Raw genomic sequence first — 24,596 nt, 5'->3', positions numbered from 1 at the left:
GTGGAGGAGATGTATCAAATTTCTTTATGTCGTTCGGTATGCAAAATCAAGATGGTATTGTATTACCTGAAATTTCAAACTACGTTAAAAAGAATTTTAGATTGAATTCAAACCACAAAATCAGAGATTGGTTTACAGTGGGACAAACAATCGGTTATACTCACCAAAAATCAGTTGGAATCGGTAATACAAACAGTGAATATGGCGGTCCGTTAAGTTCTGCCATTAACTTAGATCCAATTACTCCAATAGTTGAAACAGATCCTGTATTGGCTAATGGACCTTTGTATACTAATCCTTATATTATTAGAGATGGCAACGGAAATCCTTACGGTATTTCCCCTGTTGTAGGTCAGGAAATGACAAATCCGATTGCCTATTCAAAAACAAGAAGAGGACAGTACAATTGGTCTGATGATTTCATCGGAAATGTTTTTGCTGAATTCAAGCCTATGAAAGGTTTAAAAATCAAATCAACTTTGGGAGGAAAATTATCTTTCTGGGGTGGAGAAGGTTTTACACCGCTTTATTATTTGAGTTCTACTGTTAATAACGTAACGCAAAACAACATTTCAAGAATTGAAAACAAAGCTTTAAGCTGGACATTCGAAAACACCATCAGTTACGATAAAACTATTAATGATCACAGCTTTAGTGTATTATTAGGTCAGGGAGCTTATAAAGACAACCAATTCTTTACGGTGACTAGTGCCACTCATTTTGGCCTTTCAACTAACAATTATCAAGATGCCTCTTTTAATGATGATACTGTAATTTTAGAAAATAAAAGAGGTTATGCCTACAACGTTCCGGCAAAAACAACCACCTCTCTTTTTACTCGTGTAACATACGATTTCAAAGAAAAATATTTATTTACAGGATTGTTAAGACGTGACGGTTCATCTCGATTTGGAGAGAATAATAAATACGGAGTATTCCCTTCATTCTCTGCCGGTTGGGTGCCGTCTAAAGAAAATTTCTGGAAAGAAAACAATATAGTGAACTCTTTTAAATTAAAAGCAGGTTACGGGGTAACCGGGAATGATTCATTTGAGGACTTTGCTTATCTAGCTTTGATTCGTGGTGAGCGTAACTATACTTTCGGAAGTGACGGAGTTTTAGTTCCTGGATCAAGTCCGGGTCGTATTGCTAATCCCGACTTAAAATGGGAGGAAACTATTCAAACCAATATCGGATTTGATGCCCGTTTGTTCAATGATTTCAATTTAACTATGGAATGGTTCAAAAAGAAAACCACCGGTCTTTTGAGAGAAAACCCAATTCCGGGTTATGTTGGAGCGGAAGCACCACCTTTTGCTAATATAGCTGATATGAACAACTCAGGTATTGAGTTCGAATTAGGGTACAAAAAAAGAATCAACGATTTTAATATTTCCGCAAATGCTAACTTTGCAACTATCAAAAATGAGGTTACTTACTTAGGAAATAATATCACACACTTCTCAGGAGCCGGTTTCCAATCAATGCCGGGTATTACCAGAACTCAAGTTGGTCACGGTTATAATGAATTCTACGGCTACCAAACGGCCGGTATTTTCCAAAATCAAGAAGAAATCAATGCTTACACAAATGCTAGTGGCGGTTTGATTCAGCCTAATGCTGTACCTGGTGATTTCAGATGGAAAGATACTAACGGCGACGGTACCATTACTGACGAAGATAAAACGTTCTTAGGAAGCCCACTGCCAAAATTCACTTTTGGTTTCACCGTTAATCTTGATTACAAAAACTTTGATTTAATGATTTTTGCTCAAGGTGCAGGAGGAAATAAAATTTTCCAAGGTTTACGTCGTTTAGATGTGGCCAATGCTAACTATCAAACCGAGGTTTTAAGTCGTTGGACAGGAGAAGGATCTTCAAACACTTATCCACGATTAACTACTAATGATACCAACGGTAACTTTACCAACATGTCAAACTTCTACTTAGAAGATGGTGACTATTTAAGATTTAAAGTAGTTCAATTAGGATACACTTTACCAACAGCTATCGTTAATAAAGTTGGTTTCCAAAAAGCCCGTCTTTATGTAACAGCAGAAAACTTATTTACTTTAACAAAATACACCGGTTACGATCCTGAAATTGGTGGAGATGTTATGGGATTAGACAGAGGATATTACCCTCAAGCGCGTTCTATTTTATTTGGAGCTAACTTACAATTCTAAAAAATATTGATATGAAAAAATACATAAAAATTATTGCAGTAACAGCATTGTCATCTATGATGTTACCTTCATGTAGCTCAGACTTTTTGGATGTTGAACCGGAAGGATTAACAGTTGAAAGTAATTATTATCGTAACGAGGCAGAAGCTTTTGCAGGATTGGCTTCCGTGTACGATTTGATGAGAAAAAATTCAGGCGGTTTTGAAAACATGATTACCATGTTCAATGCCGGCTCTGATGATCATTATGCCGGAGGTGGTGGCGCTTCTGACGGAGCTGGAATTCAATCTTTCTCGAATTACACCATCAATGTTAATACTGTTCCGGATAGTTTCTTCAGCGATTACTACAGAGGAATTTACAGAGCAAATGTATTGCTAAGCAAATTGCCTAGTGTTCCTATGAATGAAACGACTAAAGCCCGATATGCTGCTGAAGCCCGAGTTTTAAGAGCATACTACTATTTTAACTTGGTTAGAATGTTCAAAAATGTGCCTTTAATTCTACAACCTTTATCGGGTTCAGAATTCTATTCGGTTACTCAAGCAGATCCGGCAGATGTTTATGAACAAATTGAATTAGACATCACGGAGTCAATTAATGCTTTGCCAATGACTTTGAATCCTTCAAACGAAGGAGGAAGATTGTCTCAAGGTTCAGCCAGAGCTATTTTAGGAAAAGTTTACCTATACCAAGGTAAAAATACGTTAGCGGCCGCTCAATTTGCCGAAGTTAATGGTACTCCGGGTGGAATTAGTCAATACGGATACAGTTTGGAAGATAATTTTGCCGATTTGTGGAATGTTTCAAATCGTCATAATTCTGAATCTATTTTAGAAGTAACCCATTCATCTCAAGGTTCTTATTGGGGAATTTGGGGAGGCAATGCCGATGAAGGAAATACTGTAAATGTTATGGTAGGACCAAGAAATTATGTTAAAGTAAATGCAGCGGCACCTGATTTACCATCAGGCTGGAGTTTTAATGTGTTTACTCAAGATTTCATCGACTTTATGCAAGGCGATCCTCGATTTGAAGCTACGGTTTTCGATATCCATCCTTATGAAGATTTTGCTCAATCTCAAAATCCAAATAGTCATGCTTACATTGGTGGTTATCAAGATACCGGCTATTTCCTGAACAAGTTTTTACCAAGACAAAGTGATGTGTATTCCGGACCCGGTGATGCCGTTTTGAATTACAAACAAAATACTTACGCAATTCGTTTAGCCGACACTTATCTTATGGAAGCAGAAGCTTTGGGCGGATCTGGAGCCAGAGCCCAAGCATTGTTGGATGCTGTGAGAGCCAGAGTAGGATTGCCATCGGTTCCTGTGTCAATGACAGCAATCAAAAATGAAAGAAGACGTGAATTGGCCGGAGAAGGTCACAGATGGTTCGACTTAGTGCGTTGGGGCGATGCGCCAACAGTATTGGGACCAAGAGGTTTTGTGGCCGGTAAGCACGAAATATTGCCAATTCCTTTCAGAGAGTTAGACGGAACTCAATTGGTTCAAAACCCTAATTACTAATAAAGATCTATATGAAAAAAATAATTTTAAGTTTTGCAGTTCTTTCAATGTTGGCAATTACAGGTTGTAGTTCGCCCGACGGAATTGATTCAGATTTATCATCGTTAAACTCTGCTACTTCCGGAAATTTTGAAAGAATATTTGATATAAGTACTGATAACTCAGGACTTGTAAGAATCACACCCATAGGCGATGGAGTTTCTAAATCGATAGTTACTTTAGGTCATGGAGACGAAGGAGAAATTACACTATATCCCGGAGAAAGCACTACCCACAGCTATCCGGAAGGGAATTATAATGTGACTATAGTTTCTCACGACTTGGCCGGGAATGCAACTACTAACACTTATCCATTACAAGTAACTTATGTTGCTCCTACGGATGTTGATGTTGTTCAGACTTTTGCCGGAACTGAGTTAACCATAACAGCTACGGCAAATTATGCTAATGGTATGACGGTTACTTGGGGTGATGGTGGGCCTAATGAAGTGCCAACTGTTATGACGGGATCTTTAGGTGAAACTTTTACGGTGGCTCCTCACAATTATGCTCCGGGAGTTTATACTTTAACTGTAACAGCATTGAGCGGAGGTGCTGCAACAACAACCGTAACTTATCCAATCACGGTTTATGCTCCTTTTTCATTGCCAATAACCTATGAAAGTCCGATTCAAAATTATGGCATCGGAGGTACTTTCGGTGGTGTTAATGTAGCTGTAGTGGCTAATCCATTCCCCGGTGGTCTAAATACCAGCGCCAATGTTTGGAGATATACAAAACCAACCGGCGTTCCGTTTTGGAGTGGTACTTGGACACCTTTGTCAACACCAAACGGAACTCCTATCAATATTGATAACGGAAGTAAAATTAAAGTATTGGTTTACTCAACTGAAGTAGGGAAAATGTTGAATGTGGAATTAGAACAAGCAGACAGCGGTATTCCTAACCAAGTATTGAAAGTGGCTTCAACTGTAGCAAACCAATGGGAAGAATTGGTTTTTGATTTCGGAGCTTCCGGAATTCCTGCAGGTACATCTTTCCGACAATTGGTATTCCGTTACAACGACGTTACTGATGGATTGGGCGAGGTTATTTATATCGACAATATTAGACAATCAAATTAAGATACTATGAAAAACAATTTTAAATATTTATCTCTAAGCTTTCTTTTGATAGCCTCATTAGTAGGCTGTCAGAATGATGATTATTCATTAGGTGATTTAACAACACCGACTAATTTGGTTATTGAGACTGAAGTAGTAGGTCAAAATACTGAAAATCCTAATGGAGACGGTTCAGGAAAAGTTAATATCAGAGTAAGCGCTAATGATGCCTTATCTTTCAAAATCGGTTACAATGATGTAGCCGACTTAAATGCTGAAGTTGAGTTTACCAGTGTTCCTACAACTATTCTAAATAGTTTACCAACCGGTACAGTTCAAAAAAAGTTTACTTCTCTTGGTTTGCATACCTACAGAATTACTGTAGTTGCTTACGGTAAAGGTGGTACTTCAACCACTGCTACTGCCGAAGTTCAAGTAGTTAGTAATTTCTCTCCTGATCCTTCAATTGTTACTTATTTGACCAATGATGCTTCAAAAGCATGGAGAGTTGATAAAAGCGTTCCCGGACACTTTGGTGTTGGACCTTGGATTGGGGCGACTTCACCAATATGGTGGTCTGCAGCTATCAATGAAAAAGTAGCTTGTTGTAATTGTTTCTACACTTCAACTTTTACTTTTACCAAAGTAGCTTCTTCCAATTCATTTACTATTCAATCAGCTACGCCTGACGGAGCATTCACTAAAACAGGTTCTTTGGCTTCTATTCCGGGTATTCCGGGTTCAGGAGATGAGGGATGTTATGGATATGCTGGAGGAACTACTGCTTTCTCATTTATTCCGTCAAGTACCGGAATTCCGTTAGAAACTCCATCTACCCAAACGAGTATCTTATTGTCTGGAAGTACAACATTTATTGGTTACGGATCGCTTCAAAAAGAATATGAAATCATGGTAATTACACCGGATTATATGTATTTGAGAGCACAAGGAACCGAAACGGGTAATGCTTGGTATTTAAAATTAGTGCCGGCAAATTAAAAACATAAAGATAACCGACAGGAATTTAAATTTCATTTCCTGTCGGTTTATAACTAACTATTAAATCGGATTTGTTTTGGGAAATAATTTTAAGTGGTTCGGTACCGTTTTAGGGCAAAAGCTTTTTTCAATAATGGCAGTTTTTCTGTTACTAAGCTGTAGCAGTAGTGATGGAGGAGACGATACTGATTCAAAACCTTCTAACCTTGTTGTTAATAAAGTGATAGTTGGTGTAACGCCATCAACTCCAAACGGAGATGGTAGTGGTGTAGTTAACTTTACAGTGTCTGCTGATAATGCCACATCGTATAAAATTTTAATCGGTAGTACAGTAATTAATTCCACTACAGGTGTGTTCAGTCATACTTTTACACAATCAGGAACTAACACTTATACAATATATGTTTCTGCTTACAATGGAGCTGAATTTATTTCCACAAGTATAACATTGACTGTTTTTGTGACTACAACTTTAGCTTGGTCCGATGAGTTTAATGTTAACGGAGCACCGGACAGCTCTAAATGGAGTTATGAAATCGGTGCCGGAGGCTGGGGTAACAACGAATTACAATACTATACGAACAGACCCGAAAATGTGATTGTTCAAGACGGAGTTTTGAAAATTAAATTAATTAAAGAACAATATAGCGGAAGCAATTATACTTCGGCTAGAATTGTTACCAAAAACAAATACCAATTCCAATACGGTAGGGTAGACATCAGAGCTAAATTGCCTGCAGGCGGCGGAACTTGGCCGGCACTGTGGATGTTAGGTTCAGATATCAGTACCAATCCTTGGCCGGCATGTGGTGAAATTGATATCATGGAGCATGTTGGAAATAACCCCAACAGAATTTATGGAACTTTACACCATCCCGGACATTTTGGAGGAAATGCAGATGGCGGCAGTATTTTAATCAGTAATGCCACTACTGAATTCCACGTTTACTCTTGTGAATGGTCGGCAACTTCTATTAAATTTTATGTTGATAACGTGTTGTATTACACTTTCAACAATAACAATAGTCTGCCTTTTAATAAACCATTCTTTTTTATTTTCAATTGTGCCATGGGAGGAAATTTCGGAGGGGCTGTTGACCCTAATTTCACTTCTGCCACATTTGAAGTTGATTACGTTCATGTTTATCATTAATATTTTTGTTTAGTTAAAATTAGTTGTCCTTTTAGCTTCTGTCTTCCACCTGACAGAAGCTTTACAGGGCGCTTCTTAAGATGAAATAACATGGATATTGAATCTTTATACCAAAAAAATGCTATCCCTTTTTTACCAATGATGAAACTTACTCAAATAAAATCGCTATTTTTTTCCTTACTTGTAAGCGTGTTGTCCGGTTGCGCTCAGTCTTCTGATGATGCCGAGCCTAATCCCAATCCTACAACTCCAACTAACAGTGATATCGCCTTTTGGTTAACCAAAGGAGACGGAACCGTTAAATTGGAAAAACAAAATACACTATTGGCATTCAATACGAATACCAATGTTTATCCTAATATTGAAGTCAACGAAAACCAATCTTTTCAATCGATAGACGGATTTGGCTATACCTTAACCGGTGGAAGTGTTGAAGTTATTAATCAACTATCAGCTTCTAAAAAGCAAGAGTTATTGCAGGAACTTTTTGGTTCTTCTGTCAACTCAATCACTGTTAGTTATTTAAGAATTAGTATCGGCGCTTCTGATTTAAGTAGTAGTGTTTATTCTTACAACGACATACCAACAGGCCAAACGGATGTTAATCTGACTAACTTTAGTTTAGCACCGGATAATGCCTTAATCCAACTTCTGAAACAAATTTTGCAAATCAATCCGAACATTAAAATCTTGGCAACTCCATGGTCACCGCCAGTATGGATGAAAGACAACGGCAGTACAGTAGGAGGAAGTTTGCAACCGCAATATTATGGTGTTTATGCACAATATTTTGTAAAATATATTCAAGCCATGCAGGCTGAAGGAATCCGAATTGACGCTATTACACCTCAAAACGAGCCTTTACACCCCGGCAATAATCCAAGTTTGTTAATGTTGGCCACAGATCAAGCTAGTTTTATCAAAAATCATTTAGGTCCAGCATTTCAATCTGCCGGAATTACTTCTAAAATTATAATTTACGATCACAATTGTGACAATCCGCAATACCCAATGGCTGTTCTGTCTGATCCGGCGGCTAACGCCTTCATTGACGGCTCAGCTTTTCATTTGTATGCGGGAGATATCTCTGCCATGAGTACCGTTCACAATGCTTACCCAACCAAAAACTTATATTTCACCGAGCAGTATACAGCGTCGACAGGAAGCTTTGATGGTGATTTAAAATGGCATCTAAAGAATGTAATTATTGGCTCTATGCGCAATTGGAGTAAAACAGCTCTTGAATGGAATTTGGCCAACAATGCCTCATTCGGACCGCATACTAACGGTGGTTGTACTACTTGTAAAGGCGCTATAACCGTTAACGGTAGCTTCAACTATGAAAGAAATGTAGGATACTACATTATCGCACATGCCTCAAAATTTGTTCCTGCCGGTTCGGTTAGAATTGCCTCAACGCAATCCGGGAATTTATACAATGTGGCTTTCAAAACTCCGGAAGGCAAAAAAGTATTAATTGTCTTAAATGACGGCACAAGTCCAGGTGTATTTAACATCAAGCACAACGGAAAATGGGTAGCTGTCTCCTTAGAAGCGGGTGCTGTAGGCACATTCATCTGGTAAAAATTATTTTAAAATGTCGAAAATGAAAAAAATTATAATAGTGGTATTGTTGGCTTCCGTGACTGTATTTGCTCAAAAAAAGCCAAAATCAAAAGCACTACCTTTCTCAACCAAAAATAAAACAGTTACAGTTTATACCTCAGCAGACAGTTCAGATTTGCGATTGACTAAAACCGCGGATCTTCTTCCGTTTAAAGAATTACAGCAACCTTTAGAAACCCAAATTTGTGTTTTTGTAAATCCTGATAAAACTTTTCAGACCTTTCTTGGAATAGGCGGAGCCGTAACCGATGCCAGTGCGGAAGTGTTTGCTAAGCTATCTCCTGAGAAACAACAAGAATTTTTGAGGGCCTATTTTTCAAAAGAAAACGGAATCGGCTACACTTTAGTTCGAACTAATATGAACAGCTGTGATTTCAGTTCGGCTTCATATACTTACATCGAAGAAGGTGATAAGGATCTGAAAACTTTTGATATTCAACCTGACCGCCAATTCAAAATTCCATTGATTAAAAAAGCTATGGAGATGATAGGCAGTAAAGCGTCTTTCTATATTAGTCCATGGTCACCACCGGCTTTTATGAAAGACAACAAAAATATGTTGCAAGGAGGAAAACTGTTGCCGGAATACCGTCAGGCTTGGGCCAATTATTACGTTAAGTATATCAATGCTTTGGAAAAAGAAGGTTTGCCGGTTTGGGGATTGACAGTACAAAATGAACCTATGGCCAAGCAAACATGGGAATCGTGTATTTTCACAGCTGAAGAAGAAAGAGATTTTCTGAAAAATTACCTCGGACCAACACTACAAAAAGCCGGTATGGGTAACAAAAAAATTACTGTTTGGGATCATAATCGCGACTTATTACTTCAAAGAGCTACAACTATTTTAGACGATCCGGAAGCCAGTAAATACGTTTGGGGAATCGGATTTCATTGGTACGAAAGCTGGAGTGGCGGTGATCAAATGTTTGATAATGTTGGTAAAGTAAATGAATTGTATCCTTCAAAAAACTTAATGTTCACCGAAGGCTGTGTAGAGAAATTTGATGCCAACAAATACCAATTGTGGAAAAACGGGCAACGGTACGGCAAATCAATGATACACGATTTCAACAACGGCACGGTGGCGTGGACGGATTGGAATATCTTACTCGATCAAAACGGCGGTCCTAATCATGTAAAGAACTACTGTTTTGCACCAATTCACGGAGATACCAATACGGGAGAGTTGATTTACACACCTAGTTATTATTTCATCGGACATTTTTCAAAATTTATTGAGAAAGGTGCCAAAAGAGTAAGTAGTGCTGCCAGCCGTAGCCAGCTCTTAACAACTTCTTTCATCAATAATGACGGAAAAGTGGTAACTGTTGTGATGAATGAAAGTAACATGAAAATCAATTACTTCTTGTGTATCGGAACTTCTGCGACCGAGGTGACAATTTTGCCTAATGCTATCCAAACTTTAGTTTATTAAACCAAAATTCTTTGTTAACCATGAAGAAACAGTTGTTATTTCTTTTATTGCTGTCTACCACTGTTTTCAGTCAAGGTTTTTTGCACAGAGACGGTCAAAAAATTGTTGACGGAAAAGGCAACAACGTTTTGTTACGTGGTCTCGGAATTGGCGGATTAATGGTTCAGGAAGGGTATATGTTGAAAACAGCTGATTTTGCCGGACCTCAACATCAAATTAAACAAAGAATTAGTGATTTAATCGGAGAGCAAAACACAGAAGAATTTTATAGAGCTTACAAGAATAATGGTTTAACCAAAAGAGACGTCGATTCGTTAGCAGCTTGGGGTTTTAACTCGATTCGCCTTCCGATGCATTACAATCTTTACACATTGCCCATTGAGAAAGAACCGGTTCAAGGTCAGTATACTTGGCTGGAAGAAGGTTTTAAAATGACCGATGATTTGCTCGAATGGTGTGCTGCCAACCAAATGTATTTGATACTCGATTTACATGCGGCACCGGGCGGACAAGGTAAAGATGCCAATATTTCTGATTACGATGAAACCAAACCGTCACTTTGGGAGAGTGAAGCCAATAAGAATAAGACCGTTGCTTTTTGGAGAAAAATTGCCGAACGTTATAAAAACCATCCTTGGATTGGTGCTTACGACATCATCAACGAACCCAATTGGAATTTTTCAGGAACCAACAAAAACGGTTGTGATGAAACTAAAAACGAACCGTTAAGAAATTTACAAATCAGCATTACCAAAGCTATTCGTGAAGTCGATCCCAATCATTTAATCTTTATTGAGGGCAATTGTTGGGGCAATAATTATAAAGGAATGTTTCCGCTTTGGGATGAAAACATCGCTTTGAGTTTTCATAAATATTGGAGCTATAATGACATGGCCACCATTCAGGAAATCGTTAATTACAGGAAAGAATATGACGTTCCGATTTGGTTAGGGGAAACCGGAGAAAATTCCAATGTTTGGTTTAAAGATGTAATTACTTTAATTGAATCAAACAACATCGGTTGGGCATTTTGGCCTATGAAAAAAATTGACAACATCGCCGGAGTGGCTTCTGTAAAAATTACGGAAGACTATGAAAAGTTATTGCAGTATTGGAAAGACGGTAAAAACAAACCGTCAGTCGAATCAGCCAAAGCCACGCTGATGCAAATAGCCGAAAATTACAAAATCGAACATGTAACAGTCAAGTATGATGTGATTGATGCCATGTTCAGACAAATACATTCCAACGATACTAAACCTTATAAAAAGCATATGCTGCCTGGTAAAATTTTCGCTTCCGAATACGATTTAGGACCGTTAAATTTTGCTTATTTTGATAAGGTTGTTGCCAATTATTGGGTGTCTAACGGCGCAAAAGAAACCGATTGGAACACCGGCAATCAAATGAGAAATGACGGTGTAGATATTCAAAAATGCTATGATAATCAGACCAATGGTTTTGCTGTAATTGCAACTGAAGATGGCGAATGGTTACAATACACTTTCACACTTCCTGAAACTAAAACTTTTGAAGTGAATGTAAGATATGCAGCTGAAAACAATGACAGTAAAATCTACTTAGCAGACTCAAATGGAAATGCTATTACTAAAACGCTAACATTACCATCAACCGGTGGATTATCAACTTGGAAGACGGCTTTTGTAGAAAAACTGACTTTTAACAAAGGCGAAAACAAGCTTAGAATTCACTTTGAAAAAGGAGGTTTACACCTAAACTACCTTGAATTTAATGTCCCGAAATAATAATTTAAATATGAAAAAATCACTGACCACTTTGCTGTTAATAACCTGTTTCATGGGTTATACCCAAAAAAAATCAATCGACCAAAGAGTAGAGGAGTTATTACAGAAAATGACTTTAGAGGAAAAAATCGGTCAGCTAAATCAATATACCGGTGACAACACTGTTACAGGACCGTTAACCATCAATCCTAATAAACAACAGGAAATCAAAGAAGGAAAAATAGGTTCTATGCTTAACGTCATTGGTTGGAAGTATACGCGTCAATACCAGGAATTAGCTATGCAATCGCGTTTGAAGATTCCTTTGTTATTTGGTTTAGATGTGATTCACGGTCATAAAACCACTTTTCCTTTACCGTTAGCAGAAGCAGCGAGTTGGGATTTAAAAGCGATGGAACTTTCTGCCCGTATTGCTGCTGTAGAAGCTGCAGCATCCGGAATTCATTGGACTTTTGCCCCAATGGTGGATGTATCTCGTGATCCAAGATGGGGAAGAGTTATGGAAGGTGCCGGTGAAGACACTTATTTAGGTTCTAAAATTGCTTATGCTCGTGTTAAAGGCTTTCAAGGCAATAAATTAGGCGATTTGGATGCGGTAATGGCTTGTGCTAAACATTTTGTAGCCTATGGAGCTGCTTCGGGCGGTAGAGATTACAACTCGGTGGATATAAGCGATAGGATGATGTGGGAAACTTATTTACCGCCATTCAAAGCGGCTGTTGATGCTAATGTTGCTACTTTTATGAATGCTTTTAACGATATTAACGGTATTCCTGCTACAGCCAATGCGTATATCCAACGTGATATTTTAAAAGGCAAGTGGAACTTTCAGGGCTTTGTCGTTTCCGATTGGGGTTCGATAGGTGAAATGATTGCTCACGGCTATTGCAAAGACAGTAAAGAAGCAGCCGAAAAAGCTATTTTAGCCGGAAGTGATATGGATATGGAAAGTAACGCTTACCGTTTCAACTTGGCCCAATTGGTTGCTGAAAATAAAGTTCCGATTAGTGTAGTAGATGATGCCGTAAAAAGAGTTTTGCGCAAGAAATTTGAGTTGGGATTGTTTGATGATCCATTTAAATATTGCAGTAAGGAACGACAAGACAAGGCCTTGAATAATTCGGAACACACTAAAATCGCTCGTGATGTTGCTGCCAAAAGCATCGTACTTCTCAAAAATGAAAAGCAAATTTTACCGCTTTCCAAAGACACCAAAACAATAGCTTTTATTGGTCCGATGGTTAAACCCAAACGCATCAATCACGGATTTTGGGCAGTCGACTTAAAAGATATTGATTCAACTTATATTGTTTCGCAATGGGAAGGCTTACAGAATAAAGTAGGCAAGAAAACCAAACTGCTTTATGCCAGAGGTTGTGGTGTAGAAGATATGAGTAAAGCCGGTTTCCAAGAAGCCATTGATGTAGCCAATCAGGCCGATGTGGTAATTCTTAGTATAGGCGAAAGATGGAATATGAGTGGAGAAGCTAAAAGTCGCAGCAGCCTCCAGTTACCGGGTGTTCAGGAAGATTTAATCAAAGAATTACAAAAAACCGGAAAGCCCATAGTAATTTTAATTAATGCAGGCAGACCGTTAATTTTTAATTGGACAGCCGATAATATGCCAACTATTGTTTACACTTGGTGGTTAGGTTCAGAAGCAGGAAATGCTATTGCTGATGTGCTTTTCGGAGATTACAATCCGTCAGGAAAATTGCCTATGTCGTTTCCAAGAACTGAAGGTCAAATTCCAATTTATTACAATCATTTCAGTACCGGAAGACCTTCCATAAATGAAGATAAAGTATACAAATCGGCTTATATTGATTTGCCTAATTCTCCTAAATTTCCGTTTGGTTATGGGTTGAGTTACACAACCTTTACCTACGATAACTTAAAGTTATCAAAGCAAAAAATAAAAGATTCTGAAACTATTGAAGTAACAATGACCTTAACCAATACCGGTAAGTTTGCCGGAGAAGAGGTGGTTCAGTTGTACTTACAAGATAAATTTGGATCGGTAGTTCGTCCGGTTAAGGAATTAAAAGACTTCCAAAAGGTGAAATTAGAAGCCGGAGAAAGCAAAACATTAAAATTTATAATTGATAATGAAAAACTGTCGTTCTACAACCAAGCATTGGAATTCAAATCGGAGCCGGGAGAATTTAATTTAATGATTGGTTCTTCTTCGGCAGATATATACCTAACAAGTACCTTCGAACTAATTCCTTAATATTGCTGTTATGAAAAAGATATGGTTTATCGGATTAATGTCATTTGGTTTATGTTGGGCACAACAAGCCGAACGAAAGTTAGTATGGCAAGAAGAGTTCAACGGTGATGCTTTGAATGAAAGTGTTTGGAATTTCGAACTAGGTGATGGATGTCCCAATATTTGCGGTTGGGGAAACAACGAAAAACAAATTTACACCAAAGACAATCATAGTCTCAAAAACGGAAATTTGATCATCAAAGTACTCAACCAAGGCGATGGCTATACTTCAACCCGAATCACCACTGCCGGTAAGGAAGAATTCCAATACGGCAGGATGGAAGTAAGAGCTAAAATCCCTACAGGTAAAGGAATTTGGCCGGCCTTTTGGATGCTCGGTTCCAACATCAAACAAGTAGGTTGGCCCAAATGTGGTGAGATTGACATACTGGAGTATGTAGGTCGAGAACCGCATGAAATTTTTACTTCTTTACATACGCAAGACAGTCATGGCAATACCATCAATACCAAAAAAACCAAAATAAACAACATTGAAGAAGGTTTTCATATGTATGCCATCGACTGGACTAAAGACAAAATTGAGTTTTTTGTCGACAACCAATCGGTTTATACTTTCGCTCCCGAAATTAAAAATGAAAGCACTTGGCCTTTCAATCAGCCGTTTTATTTTATTATCAATGTGGCTGTAGGCGGAAATTTTGGTGGCCACGATGTTGATAACAGTATTTTTCCGCAAGAATTTGTAGTAGATTACATCAGAGTTTATCAATAATCAACTTACTTTTTTAACATGAAATCGAGCTTTTTTTCAATTTTATTTGCGTATTAAATAAATTTTATGTTAAATTTGGAATATGTTTAACTCACAAAACTGATTTGCCTATACCAAAACACTACTTTTTAGAATAAAAAATTGTTTTTTAATCCTCACTAAAAGGTATTGTTATGGCAAAATCTCAACTTCCTGATGCAGTATTAGTTGATAAGTACATTTCCGGCGATGAAAATTCGTTGGCAATTCTTGTAAACAGGCACCAATCAAAAATTTACGGATACATCTATTCCAAGGTTTTGGATAGAGACATTACGGAAGACATTTTTCAGGAAACCTTTTTCAAAGTAATTCATACGCTTAAGTCGCGCAAGTATTATAATGAAGAAGGCAAGTTTTTGTCTTGGGTGTTGCGTATAGCCAGTAATTTAATCATCGATAAATTCAGAAGCGATAAAAAAATGCCGCTTAATAGGGATACTGATGAATTATCGGTTTTTTCCAGAATGACAGATGAGTCTCTGAATATTGAACGAAAATTAATCAAAAATCAAGTTGAAATTGATATCAAAGCTATCATCGAAAAATTACCGCACGATCAAAAAGAAGTGATTATGATGCGCTATTATTTAGATATGAGTTTCAAGGAAATAGCAGATTACACCGGAGTTAGTGTTAATACAACTTTAGGCAGAATGCGCTATGCCATTACTAATTTGAGAAAAGTAATAGAAAAAAATAAAATTTATTTGCCTTCCTAAACAATAAAAAGTAATTTTTTGCGTTATCCTATAAACAATCAAACTAATCGGTTTTTTATATGGCAAAACTTTACTCCAAACGCAAATTAGCAACACAAAAAATGTTACCCAAAAAAGAAACAATCCGTTTGATACTTCAATATTCTTGTGCATTGAATATTATCAAAGTAGGCAACATGAACTTCGAAAGTATTGCTAATTAATTAACGTCCCGTAGTGCTAAACGCTGCGGGATGTTTTTTTAAAGTAGTCATTCAAAACCGATTTTCTGCCGATAGTTTTGGTGATGATATCTTTTTCTAAATCCCAACCTCGAGCCGGTGAATATTCTCGTCCGTACCAAATAATTTGCAAGTGCAAATCGTTCCACAATTCCTTGGGAAATATAGCTTTGGCATCCTTCTCGGTCTGCTGTACACTTTTGCCATTAGATAGATTCCAGCGGTACATTAATCGGTGTATGTGTGTGTCAACGGGAAATGCCGGCACTCCGAAAGCCTGAGACATAACTACGCTAGCGGTTTTGTGTCCAACAGCAGGTAATCTTTCTAATGCTTCAAAACTCTGAGGAACTTGACCATTGTGCTCTTCGATTAAAATTTTCGACAATCCGTAAATGCCTTTCGACTTCATAGGCGATAAGCCGCAAGGTCGGATGATTTCCTTGATTTCTTCGACTGAAAGTTGAACCATGTCATACGGATTATCTGCCTTGTCAAATAGGATAGGAGTGATTTGGTTCACCCTAACATCGGTACATTGAGCTGAGAGCAATACAGCTATCAATAAAGTATAGGGATCTTTATGGTCGAGCGGAATCGGAATTTCAGGATAGTATTCATTTAACGTATTTATAACGAATGTTGCACGTTCTTGTTTGGTCATTTTGTCTAAATTTGGTTGGTAAAAATAAAAATAAAACCCAACTATTCATTAATTTAAACCAGCATTAATCAAATGACTACATTAAAAATAGGCGACAAAGCGCCCAATTTCTCCGGAAAAGACCAAGATGGTAACCAACATACTTTGGCTGATTATCATGGAAAAAAATTAGTGGTTTTCTTTTACCCAAAAGCCAATACACCTGGCTGTACTGCGGAGGCATGTGATTTAAGAGACAACTTTGAACGTTTCAAAGCTAACAATTATGCTCTTTTAGGAGTAAGTGCCGATAGTGCTAAAGCCCAAGCAAGTTTCAAAAACAAGTTTGATTTCCCCTTTCCGCTTTTAGCCGATGAGGACAAATCAGTTATCCAGGCATTTGGAGTTTGGGGCCCGAAAAAATTTATGGGTAAAGAGTATGATGGAATTCACAGAACGACTTTTGTGATTAATGAAGAAGGTGTTCTGGAAGATATAATTACCGAGGTTAAAACCAAAGCACATGCTGCACAAATATTGAAATAAAAAAAGGCCAAGATTAATTCTTGGCCTTTTCATTTATGCTTTTTCTAAAATTTTATTGGGATCATATCCAAACAAGCGGTGCTTTTTGATGATTTCTGCAATACCTTGCGGTAGCATTTTTTCCCAACCCGGAACGCCGTTGTTGATCATTTTTAAAACCTCCCGAGAGAATATTTTTAGGTGATCTTTATCGAAGTCGGTTATGTCTACTACTTTTCCGTTGTAAGCGAAAAACTTGTACAATTCTTTCATTCGAGGATGTACTTTCAAATTTTGTGAATTGATGATTTCGCCGTTTTCATCTTCCATAGGATACAAGAACACTTTCAAATCTCTGTAGAATAATTTTCCGAAAGCTTCTAAAATACCTCCGCTCAAATGACGGTAGTATTTCTCGTCAAAAATATCTACCAAGTTATTCACACCCATGGCTAATCCCATACGGGCTTTAGTGTAGTTGGAGAAATATTCGACTACTTTGTAATATTCCTGGAAATTTGAAATCATAACGGTTTGACCCAATGAACAAAGTAATTCGGCTCTGTCCATAAAATCTCTTTCGTCAATTTCACCTTCCGAACGCAAGTTAGATAGTGTAATTTCAAACACCACTAGAGTATTATCTTTATCCACTTTGCTTTCCTCCAAGAACATTTTCAACGATTTCTCATACATGTCCATATTAACCTGGGTTACCGGACGGAAACTACCGCGCAAGGCCAAGATGTTTTTCTTGTACAATACCGAAGCCGGTAAAACGTTTTTACCGTCAGGACCAAACATTACTGCATCGGTCATTCCGTTTTTAACCAACTGTAAACTCATCAAGCGATTATCTACATTGGCAAAACGTGGTCCTGAGAAATTAATGGTGTCAATCTCCAATTGGTCTTTGTCTAAATGATCATACAAATAGCGCAAGAGTTTTTTGGGATCATTGTATTTGTAATAGGCACCGTAAATTAGGTTGACACCTAAAATGCCTAAGGTTTCTTGTTGCAATTTAGCATCGGTTTCCTTAAAACGGATGTGAAGTATGATTTCGTTGTAGTCTTCATCAGGTTCAACCTGATATTTGATACCAACCCAACCGTGTCCTTTGAATTGCTTGGCAAAGTCAATCGTGGCTACCGTATTGGCATAACTAAAGAAAATTTTGTTGGGATGTTTGTCTCTTTTCAAACGTTGCTCAATCAATTCCACTTCATGAGACAACATTTTTTTTAAGCGACTCTCAGTAACATAACGACCGTCATCTTCAATGCCGTAAATTGCATCACTGAAATCTTTATCGTAAGCAGACATTGCTTTGGCAATAGTTCCTGAAGAACCGCCGGCTCTGAAAAAGTGTCTTACCGTTTCCTGACCGGCTCCAATTTCCGCGAATGTACCGTAAATGTTTTCATTCAAATTAATTCGCAAAGCCTTGTCTTTAATCGCAGGAATTTGTTCGATCGCTTTATCGCCTTTGAGCTTTATATTAGAAACTGTCTTATCCATTTTTGTATGTATTCTTTGCAAAGTTAGTAAAATAGGTATTTTATAAAAAGATAATTAAGTCTATTTTTGTAATTAATTACTTTTAAAGTCATCAACTTTGAGCTTAGTCTCAAAAACCATGCTACTATGCAAGTTTACTTTTTAGGCACAGGGACATCTCAAGGAATTCCGGTTATCGGAAGCCATCATTCGGTTTGTAAGAGTACCGATTTTAAAGACAAAAGGTTACGGGTATCTGTTTGGGTTACTTGGGACGACAACTCCGTTGTTATTGATTGTGGTCCGGATTTCAGACAACAAATGTTGAATTGCGGTTGTGCCAAACTCGATGCAATTTTGTTTACCCATGAGCACGCAGATCATACCGCCGGACTGGATGATATTCGTCCTTATTTTTTTAAACAAGGCGAAGCCATACCGGTTTACGGTCACAAAAGAGTTTTGCAGAATTTAAGCATACGATTTGATTATATTTTTGAAACCGAAAATAAATACCCCGGCGCACCAAGCGTTCAACCTGTAGAGATTGTGAACAATCAAGCTTTCAGTATTGGTAATACTCCAATTATTCCAATCAATGTCAATCATGGGAACCTTCAAGTTTTTGGTTTCAGAATTCAGGATTTTGCGTATTTAACTGATGTAAAAACGATTGATACCGTCGAAGTTGACAAATTAAAAGGCGTGAAAGTGTTGGTTGTAAATGCCTTGCGAGAAGAATCACATCATTCCCATTTTAATTTGCAGGAAGCCATAGATTTCATAAATTTGGTTCAGCCTGAAAAAGCCTATTTAACCCACATCAGTCACTTGCTCGGTTTTCATGAAGAGGTGCAAGAGCGATTGCCCGAGAATATTTTTTTGGCTTACGATAATTTAAAAATTTCACTATAAATACCATGAAAAAATCACTATTTCTTTATCTTTTTATCATTGCCGTTTTAATGAATTTGTTCACTTATAAATACTTTACCGGAAAAGAGAACAGTATGAAATTTAATGCCGGAAAAGAGTCTAATACTGTTGCAAATGATTCTGCTAAAGTGGCAGATTTAGAAAACCAACTTTACGAGGCGAATTACTTTTCATTAGAACAAAATGACCGTGCAATAAATTATTTAAACCAAAACGATATCAATGCTTTTTCAGAAAAAGTGAAACAAGCGTTGTTGGCTTTTAATGATGATAAAGAAGGAAACAAATATACCGATCAAGTTAAAATGGGTGAACAAAAATTCATTATTAATAAAGTAAAGTTGTTGAATCACCGATGGATTATTGCCAATTACAGTAATGGTGAAATTTGGGGTGAAGTGTTGTTGAAATACTTTGTTAACGACGACCAAAGTATATCTTTTGAAGTTATGAGTTCGTATTTATATCCAAAAGACTTAAATTAGCTGCCTACACAAAAAACACCATCATGAAAAAAGTATTCTTTTTTGTCTTTTTTTGCACGATTTTAGTCTCATGTAAGCTTACAGATCAAAAATCAGCCGAAGAGGAGATTATAGCCAATGAAACGCTTAGAGATTCTTCAGTAGTGAACGACAAAGACGAGCACGGATGCTTGGCATCTGCCGGATATGTTTGGTCCAAAATCAATAAAGAATGTATCAAAGCCTTTACCGGAGTTCCGTTAAATCCTGTTGCCAATCCGGATAGTGAAGACGAATCCTTGAGTGCTTACGTATTGTTTAGTGAGGATGGTAATCAAGCTGAAGTATTTCTGCCAAAAGAGACTAATTCTATCGTTTTGACTAGATCTGCCGAAGGCAAGCCATGGACTTTTGAAGATTGGCAATTGGTGCCTTGGAAAGGTTTCGTGCTAAAGAGAGCCAATGAAAATAAATTTGCCGGTGATGGTATACCAGGCAAAAAAATTACCGGTAGCGATACTGAAGAACAGTAGTGCTATCTATTAATTGGTCAGCCAATGCTTGAAGTCGAAAAAGTTTTGTGGCGCTACGCCATGACCGACCATGTATTCTTTAAAAATGATTTCAATACCTAAAACTTGTAAAGCCGGAATCGATTTTCTGGCCCATTCCACCGGTATGACTTGGTCAACGGTTCCGTGTGAAGCAAAAATGCGCAATTGGCTAAAGTCGTTTTCTAAATAATCATCTACTGCAATTTCGGGATTCCAATAGCCGCTCATGGCCACTACGCGTTGTACTTTTTCAGGGTACGATAATGCTACGGCATAACTCAAAATACAACCTTGACTAAAACCAATTAAGGTTACATTCTCAGCATCTATAGGATAATTAGCTACAAGTTCATCAATAAAACGCGCAATGATGTCGCGGGAAGCACGCGCTTGTCCGATATCGGAAAATTTGTTTTCATCAGCATCAAAATTAATGGCATACCAAGCGTAACTGCCATAAGACAAATCAAAAGGTGCACGGGCTGAAACTACATAATAATCGTCGGGTAATTCAGAGGCAAATGTAAATAAGTCTTCTTCATTACTGCCGTATCCGTGAAGCAATAGGAGTAAAGGGTTTTTCTCTTTTTTAATTTTTGGTTCTCTAACCAAATGGTACAACGATAATTCCATTACAATGTTTTAAAAAGATTTTGAAAAAAAGCACCAACCACCGGCAATTCTCTCATCTGTCCTTGAACAGCTCCTAAAAATCCGTAAATCCATAAAATGAAATAGAATAAATAAAAGGCTGAAGTAACGGTCCAACTATCAGCATAACCTACAAAATAACCTAGTAAGAAGAAGGATAGAAATAAGCCCAAAGCCTGACGAATGTGGAATGAAGCAAATGCCGATTTGTTTTCTTCCTGATTCATAAAAATAGCAATCACTGCTCCAATAATAGTTAAATAAGCTATTATGGCTATGTTTTTTGATTTATCTAAATTTTCCATAATTGTAAAGGTTAGGATAAAACTAATTTTCCGTTGTTGTAAATTCCCAAGGCTTTGCCTCGCATTGGTTGTCCTAAAAAGGCGCTGTTCTTCGACTTAGATAAAATAGAAACTTTTGAAAATGTCCAATTAGAGTCGACTTCAAACAGACTTAAATTCGCTTTTGAATTGATGTCAATAGGTTGTTTTTCAATGTTTAATATGCTGCTACCGAAAGTTAATTTTTCAACTATTTTTTCTAAAGATAAAACAGTCAACAAAGCTCCAAAAGTACTTTCTAACCCGATAGTACCGTTTTTGGCTAAGTCGAATTCCATCTTCTTGTGTTCAATATCTATAGGGTTGTGATCGCTGGTAATACAATCGATTGTATTGTCTAAAACTCCGGCTAGTAGAGCTTGTCTGTCGGATTCTGTACGCAATGGCGGGCTGACTTTATATCGAGTATCAAAACCGTCTAATTTTTCATCGGTCAGCACTAAATGATGAACCGCTACACTGCAAGTTACTGACAATCCTTTGGCTTTGGCTTCTTTTATCAAAGCTACGGATTTGGCTGTTGAAACTGTTGGGATATGTAATTTACCTCCGGTATATTCGAGTAAAAATAAGTTTCGGGCGATGATTAATTCTTCGGCTAAATTTGGTATGCCTTTCAATCCTAATCGGGTCGAAACCACGCCTTCATTGACTACACCATTACCTTTGATGTTTTCATCTTGTGCAAAAGCGATTACCAATCCGTCAAAATCCTGTACGTATTGTAATCCGATTTTCAGCAAATTCGCATTAGACAAACTCTTGCCGTAATCGCCAAAAGCCACTGCTCCAGCATTTTTCATATCGTATAATTCGGCTAAATCTTTGCCTTCGCTGTTTTTGGTTAATGCGCCAATAGGATATAGGTTTGTAGCTGTGTCAGCCGCTTTCTGTTTAACAAAAAGCACTTGTGATTGGTTGTCAATTATCGGATGTGAGTTGGGTTGAAGTGCAATACCGGTAAAACCGCTTTTGGCCGCTACTATTAATCCGTTAGCAATGGTTTCTCGGTCTTCAAAACCAGGTTCGCCTAAGGAAACACTGGTGTCAAACCAACCTTGTGACAAGTGTAAACCTTCGTGTTGGAATTCTTGATAATTGGCATCATTACTGACCGAATTGCCTATCGCATCAACTACGCCATTCGTAATTTTTACATCAACAGTTTGGTTGTGAAAGGGACTTTTAGGGTCAATAATTTTGGCTTTTCGGATGACTAAGTTCATTTGACAAATTTTTGAATGAGCAGTTCTAAGACTAAAAAGAGTAGGGTGAGCCACACAAACCATTTCCAGATTTGGGTATCGGTTCTGTCAGTTTGGATGGTGTTGAACACCGATTCGATATCGTCACTATTTTGATAACCAACCGCAATATCCGGATTGGCTAAACTCAAATTGCTTTCGGTACGACTGTAATTAAAGCTGATGTTTTCCACCGAATTTGTACCGTTAAAGATACCAAAATTTCCGGCTTGTAAAGGCTGTTCTGCAAAAGTCATTTTTACTTTGGTATTCAACAATTGTTGCACCGGAATAAAACTTTCGGCTTTGTTTTTAACCGTCAGTATTTCATCTTTTGACAATACTGTTTCTACCACAAAAGGCTGATTTTCGCCAATTGTTAAAGCGGTTACGCCCGATTTCTGACTGGTTTGCGCCATGTTGTAGAAAGTTGGTACTACTAGCGGCGAATTCTGGAAATTACTATTACTTTTAGCAATTGGTGCCGCAAAAACATAAACGGAAGACAATGGATTACTGATGGAAGTCAAGAAAGCACTTTGGTCTTCGTAAGTCAGTATTGCCGGTGTATTGCTACTAATGCCAAAAGCTGATTTAGTCGAAGGATATTGAAAATTATCCACCTTTTTTTCAAACACATTGCTAAACAACGGGTGATTGAAATTAATTTTTGTCACCTTCTTGTCGCCATTTGCCAAAGCTTTCAACTGAACGGCTCCGAAGTTTGCCAAGAAAGTATTCATAGTATTTAAATTGCTCTCTTGCGCCGGAATCAACACTACATTTCCACCTTTGTTGACAAATGATTTCAACGTAGTCTGCAAAGCTTGCGGAATGTCTTTTAATTCATTGAGCACTATGGCATCTTGTTTTTCCAGTAAATTATAATCTAAATTCGCCAACGGAAAATTGGTATAGTTGAATTCATCGGCAGTGTAAATTCTAGCCAAGAAACTACTTTTTTCAGTATCGCCTATGCTGATAACATTGGTTTTGCTGGGTTTTGAAATGCTGAAGTAATACGTATTGTCATACTCCAAACCTTTATCGGTAATCGAGACATAACCGTGAAAATCTTCTTTCGGAATGGTAAATTTAACCAATTGTGTGTTAGTATTTTCTTCAAAATTCACTACGGTTTTGGCCGTCAATTTAGTCTGATTGTAAAGTGCAATCGGCAACGAAGAAATTTCGCCACTAGCCGATAACTTGATGGCGATTTCATAAAAACTGTCTAAATTTTGTTGGATGTAAACGCTGTCGATAGCCGCATTGTTCTTTTGCTCGGCTTCCGGAATGATGAAATAGACGTTGTCTTCTTTTTTGAAACTTTTCGATTCATTAGTTTCTACACCAACGGCATCGGTAATTACTACTATGTCTTTGTTGAAAGCCGATTTTCGGGCATTGACTTTAGCAATCAAATTGTCCAAGCGGAAAGGCATTGCACTGTATTTTAAATCTTGTAATTCTTTTTGAATCGATTTAATATCGGTATTCCAAAAGGTTTCCGAATTGGTAATTAAGGAGAAATTTTGTGTTTCCGGGATGTGTTCTAATAACTCTTGTACGGCACGTTTGAGCAATTCGCCTTTTTTGCCTTTGGCTTGCATACTGTACGAATTGTCTAAAATGATGTACATTTCGTTAGTAGATTTCGAACTTTCTTTAGCGGTAAAAAAGGGTTGTGCAAAAGCCAAAATCAAGCAGGTCAGCAACAATAAACGAGTAAAAAGCAACAACCATTTTTTGATGGTCGAACTTTTACGGGTTTGTACGGAAAGCTCTTTCAGGAATTGAACGTTGGTAAAATACTCCTTTTTAAAACGTCGCAATTGGAATAAATGCACCAAAATTGGAATCACCAATAAGAAGAGAAAATACAGGATTTCCGGATGTTTGAATTGCATTTAGTAAAAGTTTATCAAAAATAGCACTTTTTATG

22 protein-coding genes are annotated in these 24,596 nt (G+C 37.5%); 16 read left to right on the top strand and 6 right to left on the bottom strand.

Translation table 11 applies throughout. From position 1 onward, the window contains the following. The 12 genes from Q0M21_RS04910 to Q0M21_RS04855 all read left to right on the top strand — a co-directional run. Positions 1-2,186: SusC/RagA family TonB-linked outer membrane protein (locus tag Q0M21_RS04910; protein ID WP_295335252.1), on the top strand; the 2,186-nt coding region annotated here is incomplete at its 5' end. An 11-nt stretch (positions 2,187-2,197) separates the two neighbouring features. After that, on the top strand, positions 2,198-3,718 hold the full coding sequence (locus tag Q0M21_RS04905) for a RagB/SusD family nutrient uptake outer membrane protein (RefSeq protein ID WP_295335251.1): 1,521 nt from the start codon (positions 2,198-2,200) through the stop codon (positions 3,716-3,718). Positions 3,719-3,729: 11 nt separating this feature from the next. Beyond that, complete coding sequence (locus tag Q0M21_RS04900) at positions 3,730-4,842, top strand: hypothetical protein (RefSeq protein ID WP_295335250.1); 1,113 nt, start codon at positions 3,730-3,732, stop codon at positions 4,840-4,842. A 6-nt stretch (positions 4,843-4,848) separates the two neighbouring features. Further along, entirely contained in the window at positions 4,849-5,820 is a 972-nt protein-coding gene (locus Q0M21_RS04895; RefSeq protein ID WP_295335249.1) for a hypothetical protein, read from the top strand. A 133-nt stretch (positions 5,821-5,953) separates the two neighbouring features. Then, entirely contained in the window at positions 5,954-6,973 is a 1,020-nt protein-coding gene (locus tag Q0M21_RS04890) for a glycoside hydrolase family 16 protein (RefSeq protein ID WP_295335247.1), read from the top strand. A 138-nt stretch (positions 6,974-7,111) separates the two neighbouring features. Continuing rightward, complete coding sequence (locus tag Q0M21_RS04885; protein WP_367273708.1) at positions 7,112-8,557, top strand: glycoside hydrolase family 30 beta sandwich domain-containing protein; 1,446 nt, start codon at positions 7,112-7,114, stop codon at positions 8,555-8,557. A 22-nt stretch (positions 8,558-8,579) separates the two neighbouring features. Continuing rightward, entirely contained in the window at positions 8,580-10,037 is a 1,458-nt protein-coding gene (locus Q0M21_RS04880) for a glycoside hydrolase family 30 protein (protein WP_295335245.1), read from the top strand. Between the two features lie 20 nt (positions 10,038-10,057). Beyond that, the gene (locus tag Q0M21_RS04875; protein ID WP_295335244.1) at positions 10,058-11,803 is read left to right on the top strand and encodes a cellulase family glycosylhydrolase; all 1,746 of its coding nucleotides are present in this window, start codon (positions 10,058-10,060) and stop codon (positions 11,801-11,803) included. Between the two features lie 10 nt (positions 11,804-11,813). Continuing rightward, entirely contained in the window at positions 11,814-14,036 is a 2,223-nt protein-coding gene (bglX, locus tag Q0M21_RS04870) for a beta-glucosidase BglX (protein WP_295335243.1), read from the top strand. Positions 14,037-14,046: 10 nt separating this feature from the next. Continuing rightward, a complete protein-coding gene (locus Q0M21_RS04865) occupies positions 14,047-14,808 on the top strand; it encodes a glycoside hydrolase family 16 protein (RefSeq protein ID WP_295335241.1) in 762 nt (253 codons plus the stop codon). A 173-nt stretch (positions 14,809-14,981) separates the two neighbouring features. Continuing rightward, positions 14,982-15,569: a sigma-70 family RNA polymerase sigma factor gene (locus tag Q0M21_RS04860; RefSeq protein ID WP_295335239.1), complete on the top strand. Its 588-nt coding sequence runs from the start codon at positions 14,982-14,984 to the stop codon at positions 15,567-15,569. A 59-nt stretch (positions 15,570-15,628) separates the two neighbouring features. After that, positions 15,629-15,772 carry a hypothetical protein gene (locus Q0M21_RS04855; protein WP_295335238.1) on the top strand — a complete coding sequence of 48 codons (144 nt, stop codon included), beginning with the start codon at positions 15,629-15,631 and terminating at the stop codon, positions 15,770-15,772. A gap of 16 nt (positions 15,773-15,788) precedes the next feature. On the opposite strand, the gene nth is transcribed toward Q0M21_RS04855, so the two are convergent. Continuing rightward, positions 15,789-16,454: an endonuclease III gene (nth, locus tag Q0M21_RS04850; protein ID WP_295335236.1), complete on the bottom strand. Its 666-nt coding sequence runs from the start codon at positions 16,452-16,454 to the stop codon at positions 15,789-15,791. A gap of 72 nt (positions 16,455-16,526) precedes the next feature. On the opposite strand from nth, the gene bcp reads away from it, so the two are divergent. Continuing rightward, a complete protein-coding gene (gene bcp / locus Q0M21_RS04845) occupies positions 16,527-16,979 on the top strand; it encodes a thioredoxin-dependent thiol peroxidase (protein ID WP_295335234.1) in 453 nt (150 codons plus the stop codon). Positions 16,980-17,012: 33 nt separating this feature from the next. Here bcp and Q0M21_RS04840 read toward each other — a convergent pair whose 3' ends face one another. Continuing rightward, entirely contained in the window at positions 17,013-18,479 is a 1,467-nt protein-coding gene (locus Q0M21_RS04840) for a TonB-dependent receptor (protein WP_295335232.1), read from the bottom strand. 126 nt (positions 18,480-18,605) lie between these two features. Between Q0M21_RS04840 and Q0M21_RS04835 the strand changes: the two genes are divergently transcribed. The 3 genes from Q0M21_RS04835 to Q0M21_RS04825 are packed head-to-tail and all read left to right on the top strand — an operon-like array spanning position 18,606 to position 20,391. Then, positions 18,606-19,373, top strand: a complete 768-nt coding sequence (locus Q0M21_RS04835; protein ID WP_295335230.1) for an MBL fold metallo-hydrolase — start codon at positions 18,606-18,608, stop codon at positions 19,371-19,373. Positions 19,374-19,378: 5 nt separating this feature from the next. Next, positions 19,379-19,879: a hypothetical protein gene (locus Q0M21_RS04830; RefSeq protein WP_295335229.1), complete on the top strand. Its 501-nt coding sequence runs from the start codon at positions 19,379-19,381 to the stop codon at positions 19,877-19,879. A gap of 23 nt (positions 19,880-19,902) precedes the next feature. Continuing rightward, complete coding sequence (locus tag Q0M21_RS04825) at positions 19,903-20,391, top strand: hypothetical protein (RefSeq protein WP_295335228.1); 489 nt, start codon at positions 19,903-19,905, stop codon at positions 20,389-20,391. Positions 20,392-20,400: 9 nt separating this feature from the next. Here Q0M21_RS04825 and Q0M21_RS04820 read toward each other — a convergent pair whose 3' ends face one another. From Q0M21_RS04820 to Q0M21_RS04805, 4 genes are read right to left on the bottom strand one after another with little or no spacing between them, the layout of a single operon-like run. Continuing rightward, on the bottom strand, positions 20,401-21,045 hold the full coding sequence (locus Q0M21_RS04820; RefSeq protein ID WP_295335227.1) for an alpha/beta fold hydrolase: 645 nt from the start codon (positions 21,043-21,045) through the stop codon (positions 20,401-20,403). Further along, a complete protein-coding gene (locus Q0M21_RS04815) occupies positions 21,045-21,368 on the bottom strand; it encodes a hypothetical protein (protein WP_295335225.1) in 324 nt (107 codons plus the stop codon). The genes Q0M21_RS04820 and Q0M21_RS04815 overlap by 1 nt, the downstream gene beginning before the upstream one ends. Positions 21,369-21,379: 11 nt before the next feature. Further along, complete coding sequence (locus Q0M21_RS04810) at positions 21,380-22,633, bottom strand: dihydroorotase family protein (RefSeq protein ID WP_295335223.1); 1,254 nt, start codon at positions 22,631-22,633, stop codon at positions 21,380-21,382. Further along, the gene (locus tag Q0M21_RS04805) at positions 22,630-24,561 is read right to left on the bottom strand and encodes a BatA and WFA domain-containing protein (protein ID WP_295335221.1); all 1,932 of its coding nucleotides are present in this window, start codon (positions 24,559-24,561) and stop codon (positions 22,630-22,632) included. The genes Q0M21_RS04810 and Q0M21_RS04805 overlap by 4 nt, the downstream gene beginning before the upstream one ends. Positions 24,562-24,596 lie beyond the last annotated feature (35 nt).

The sequence above is a fragment of the Flavobacterium sp. genome (assembly GCF_024710485.1).
In the GTDB taxonomy this organism is placed as follows: Bacteria; Bacteroidota; Bacteroidia; order Flavobacteriales; family Flavobacteriaceae; genus Flavobacterium.
Note: the sequence above shows the minus strand (reverse complement) of the source record. Positions and strands in the feature narration are given on the sequence as shown.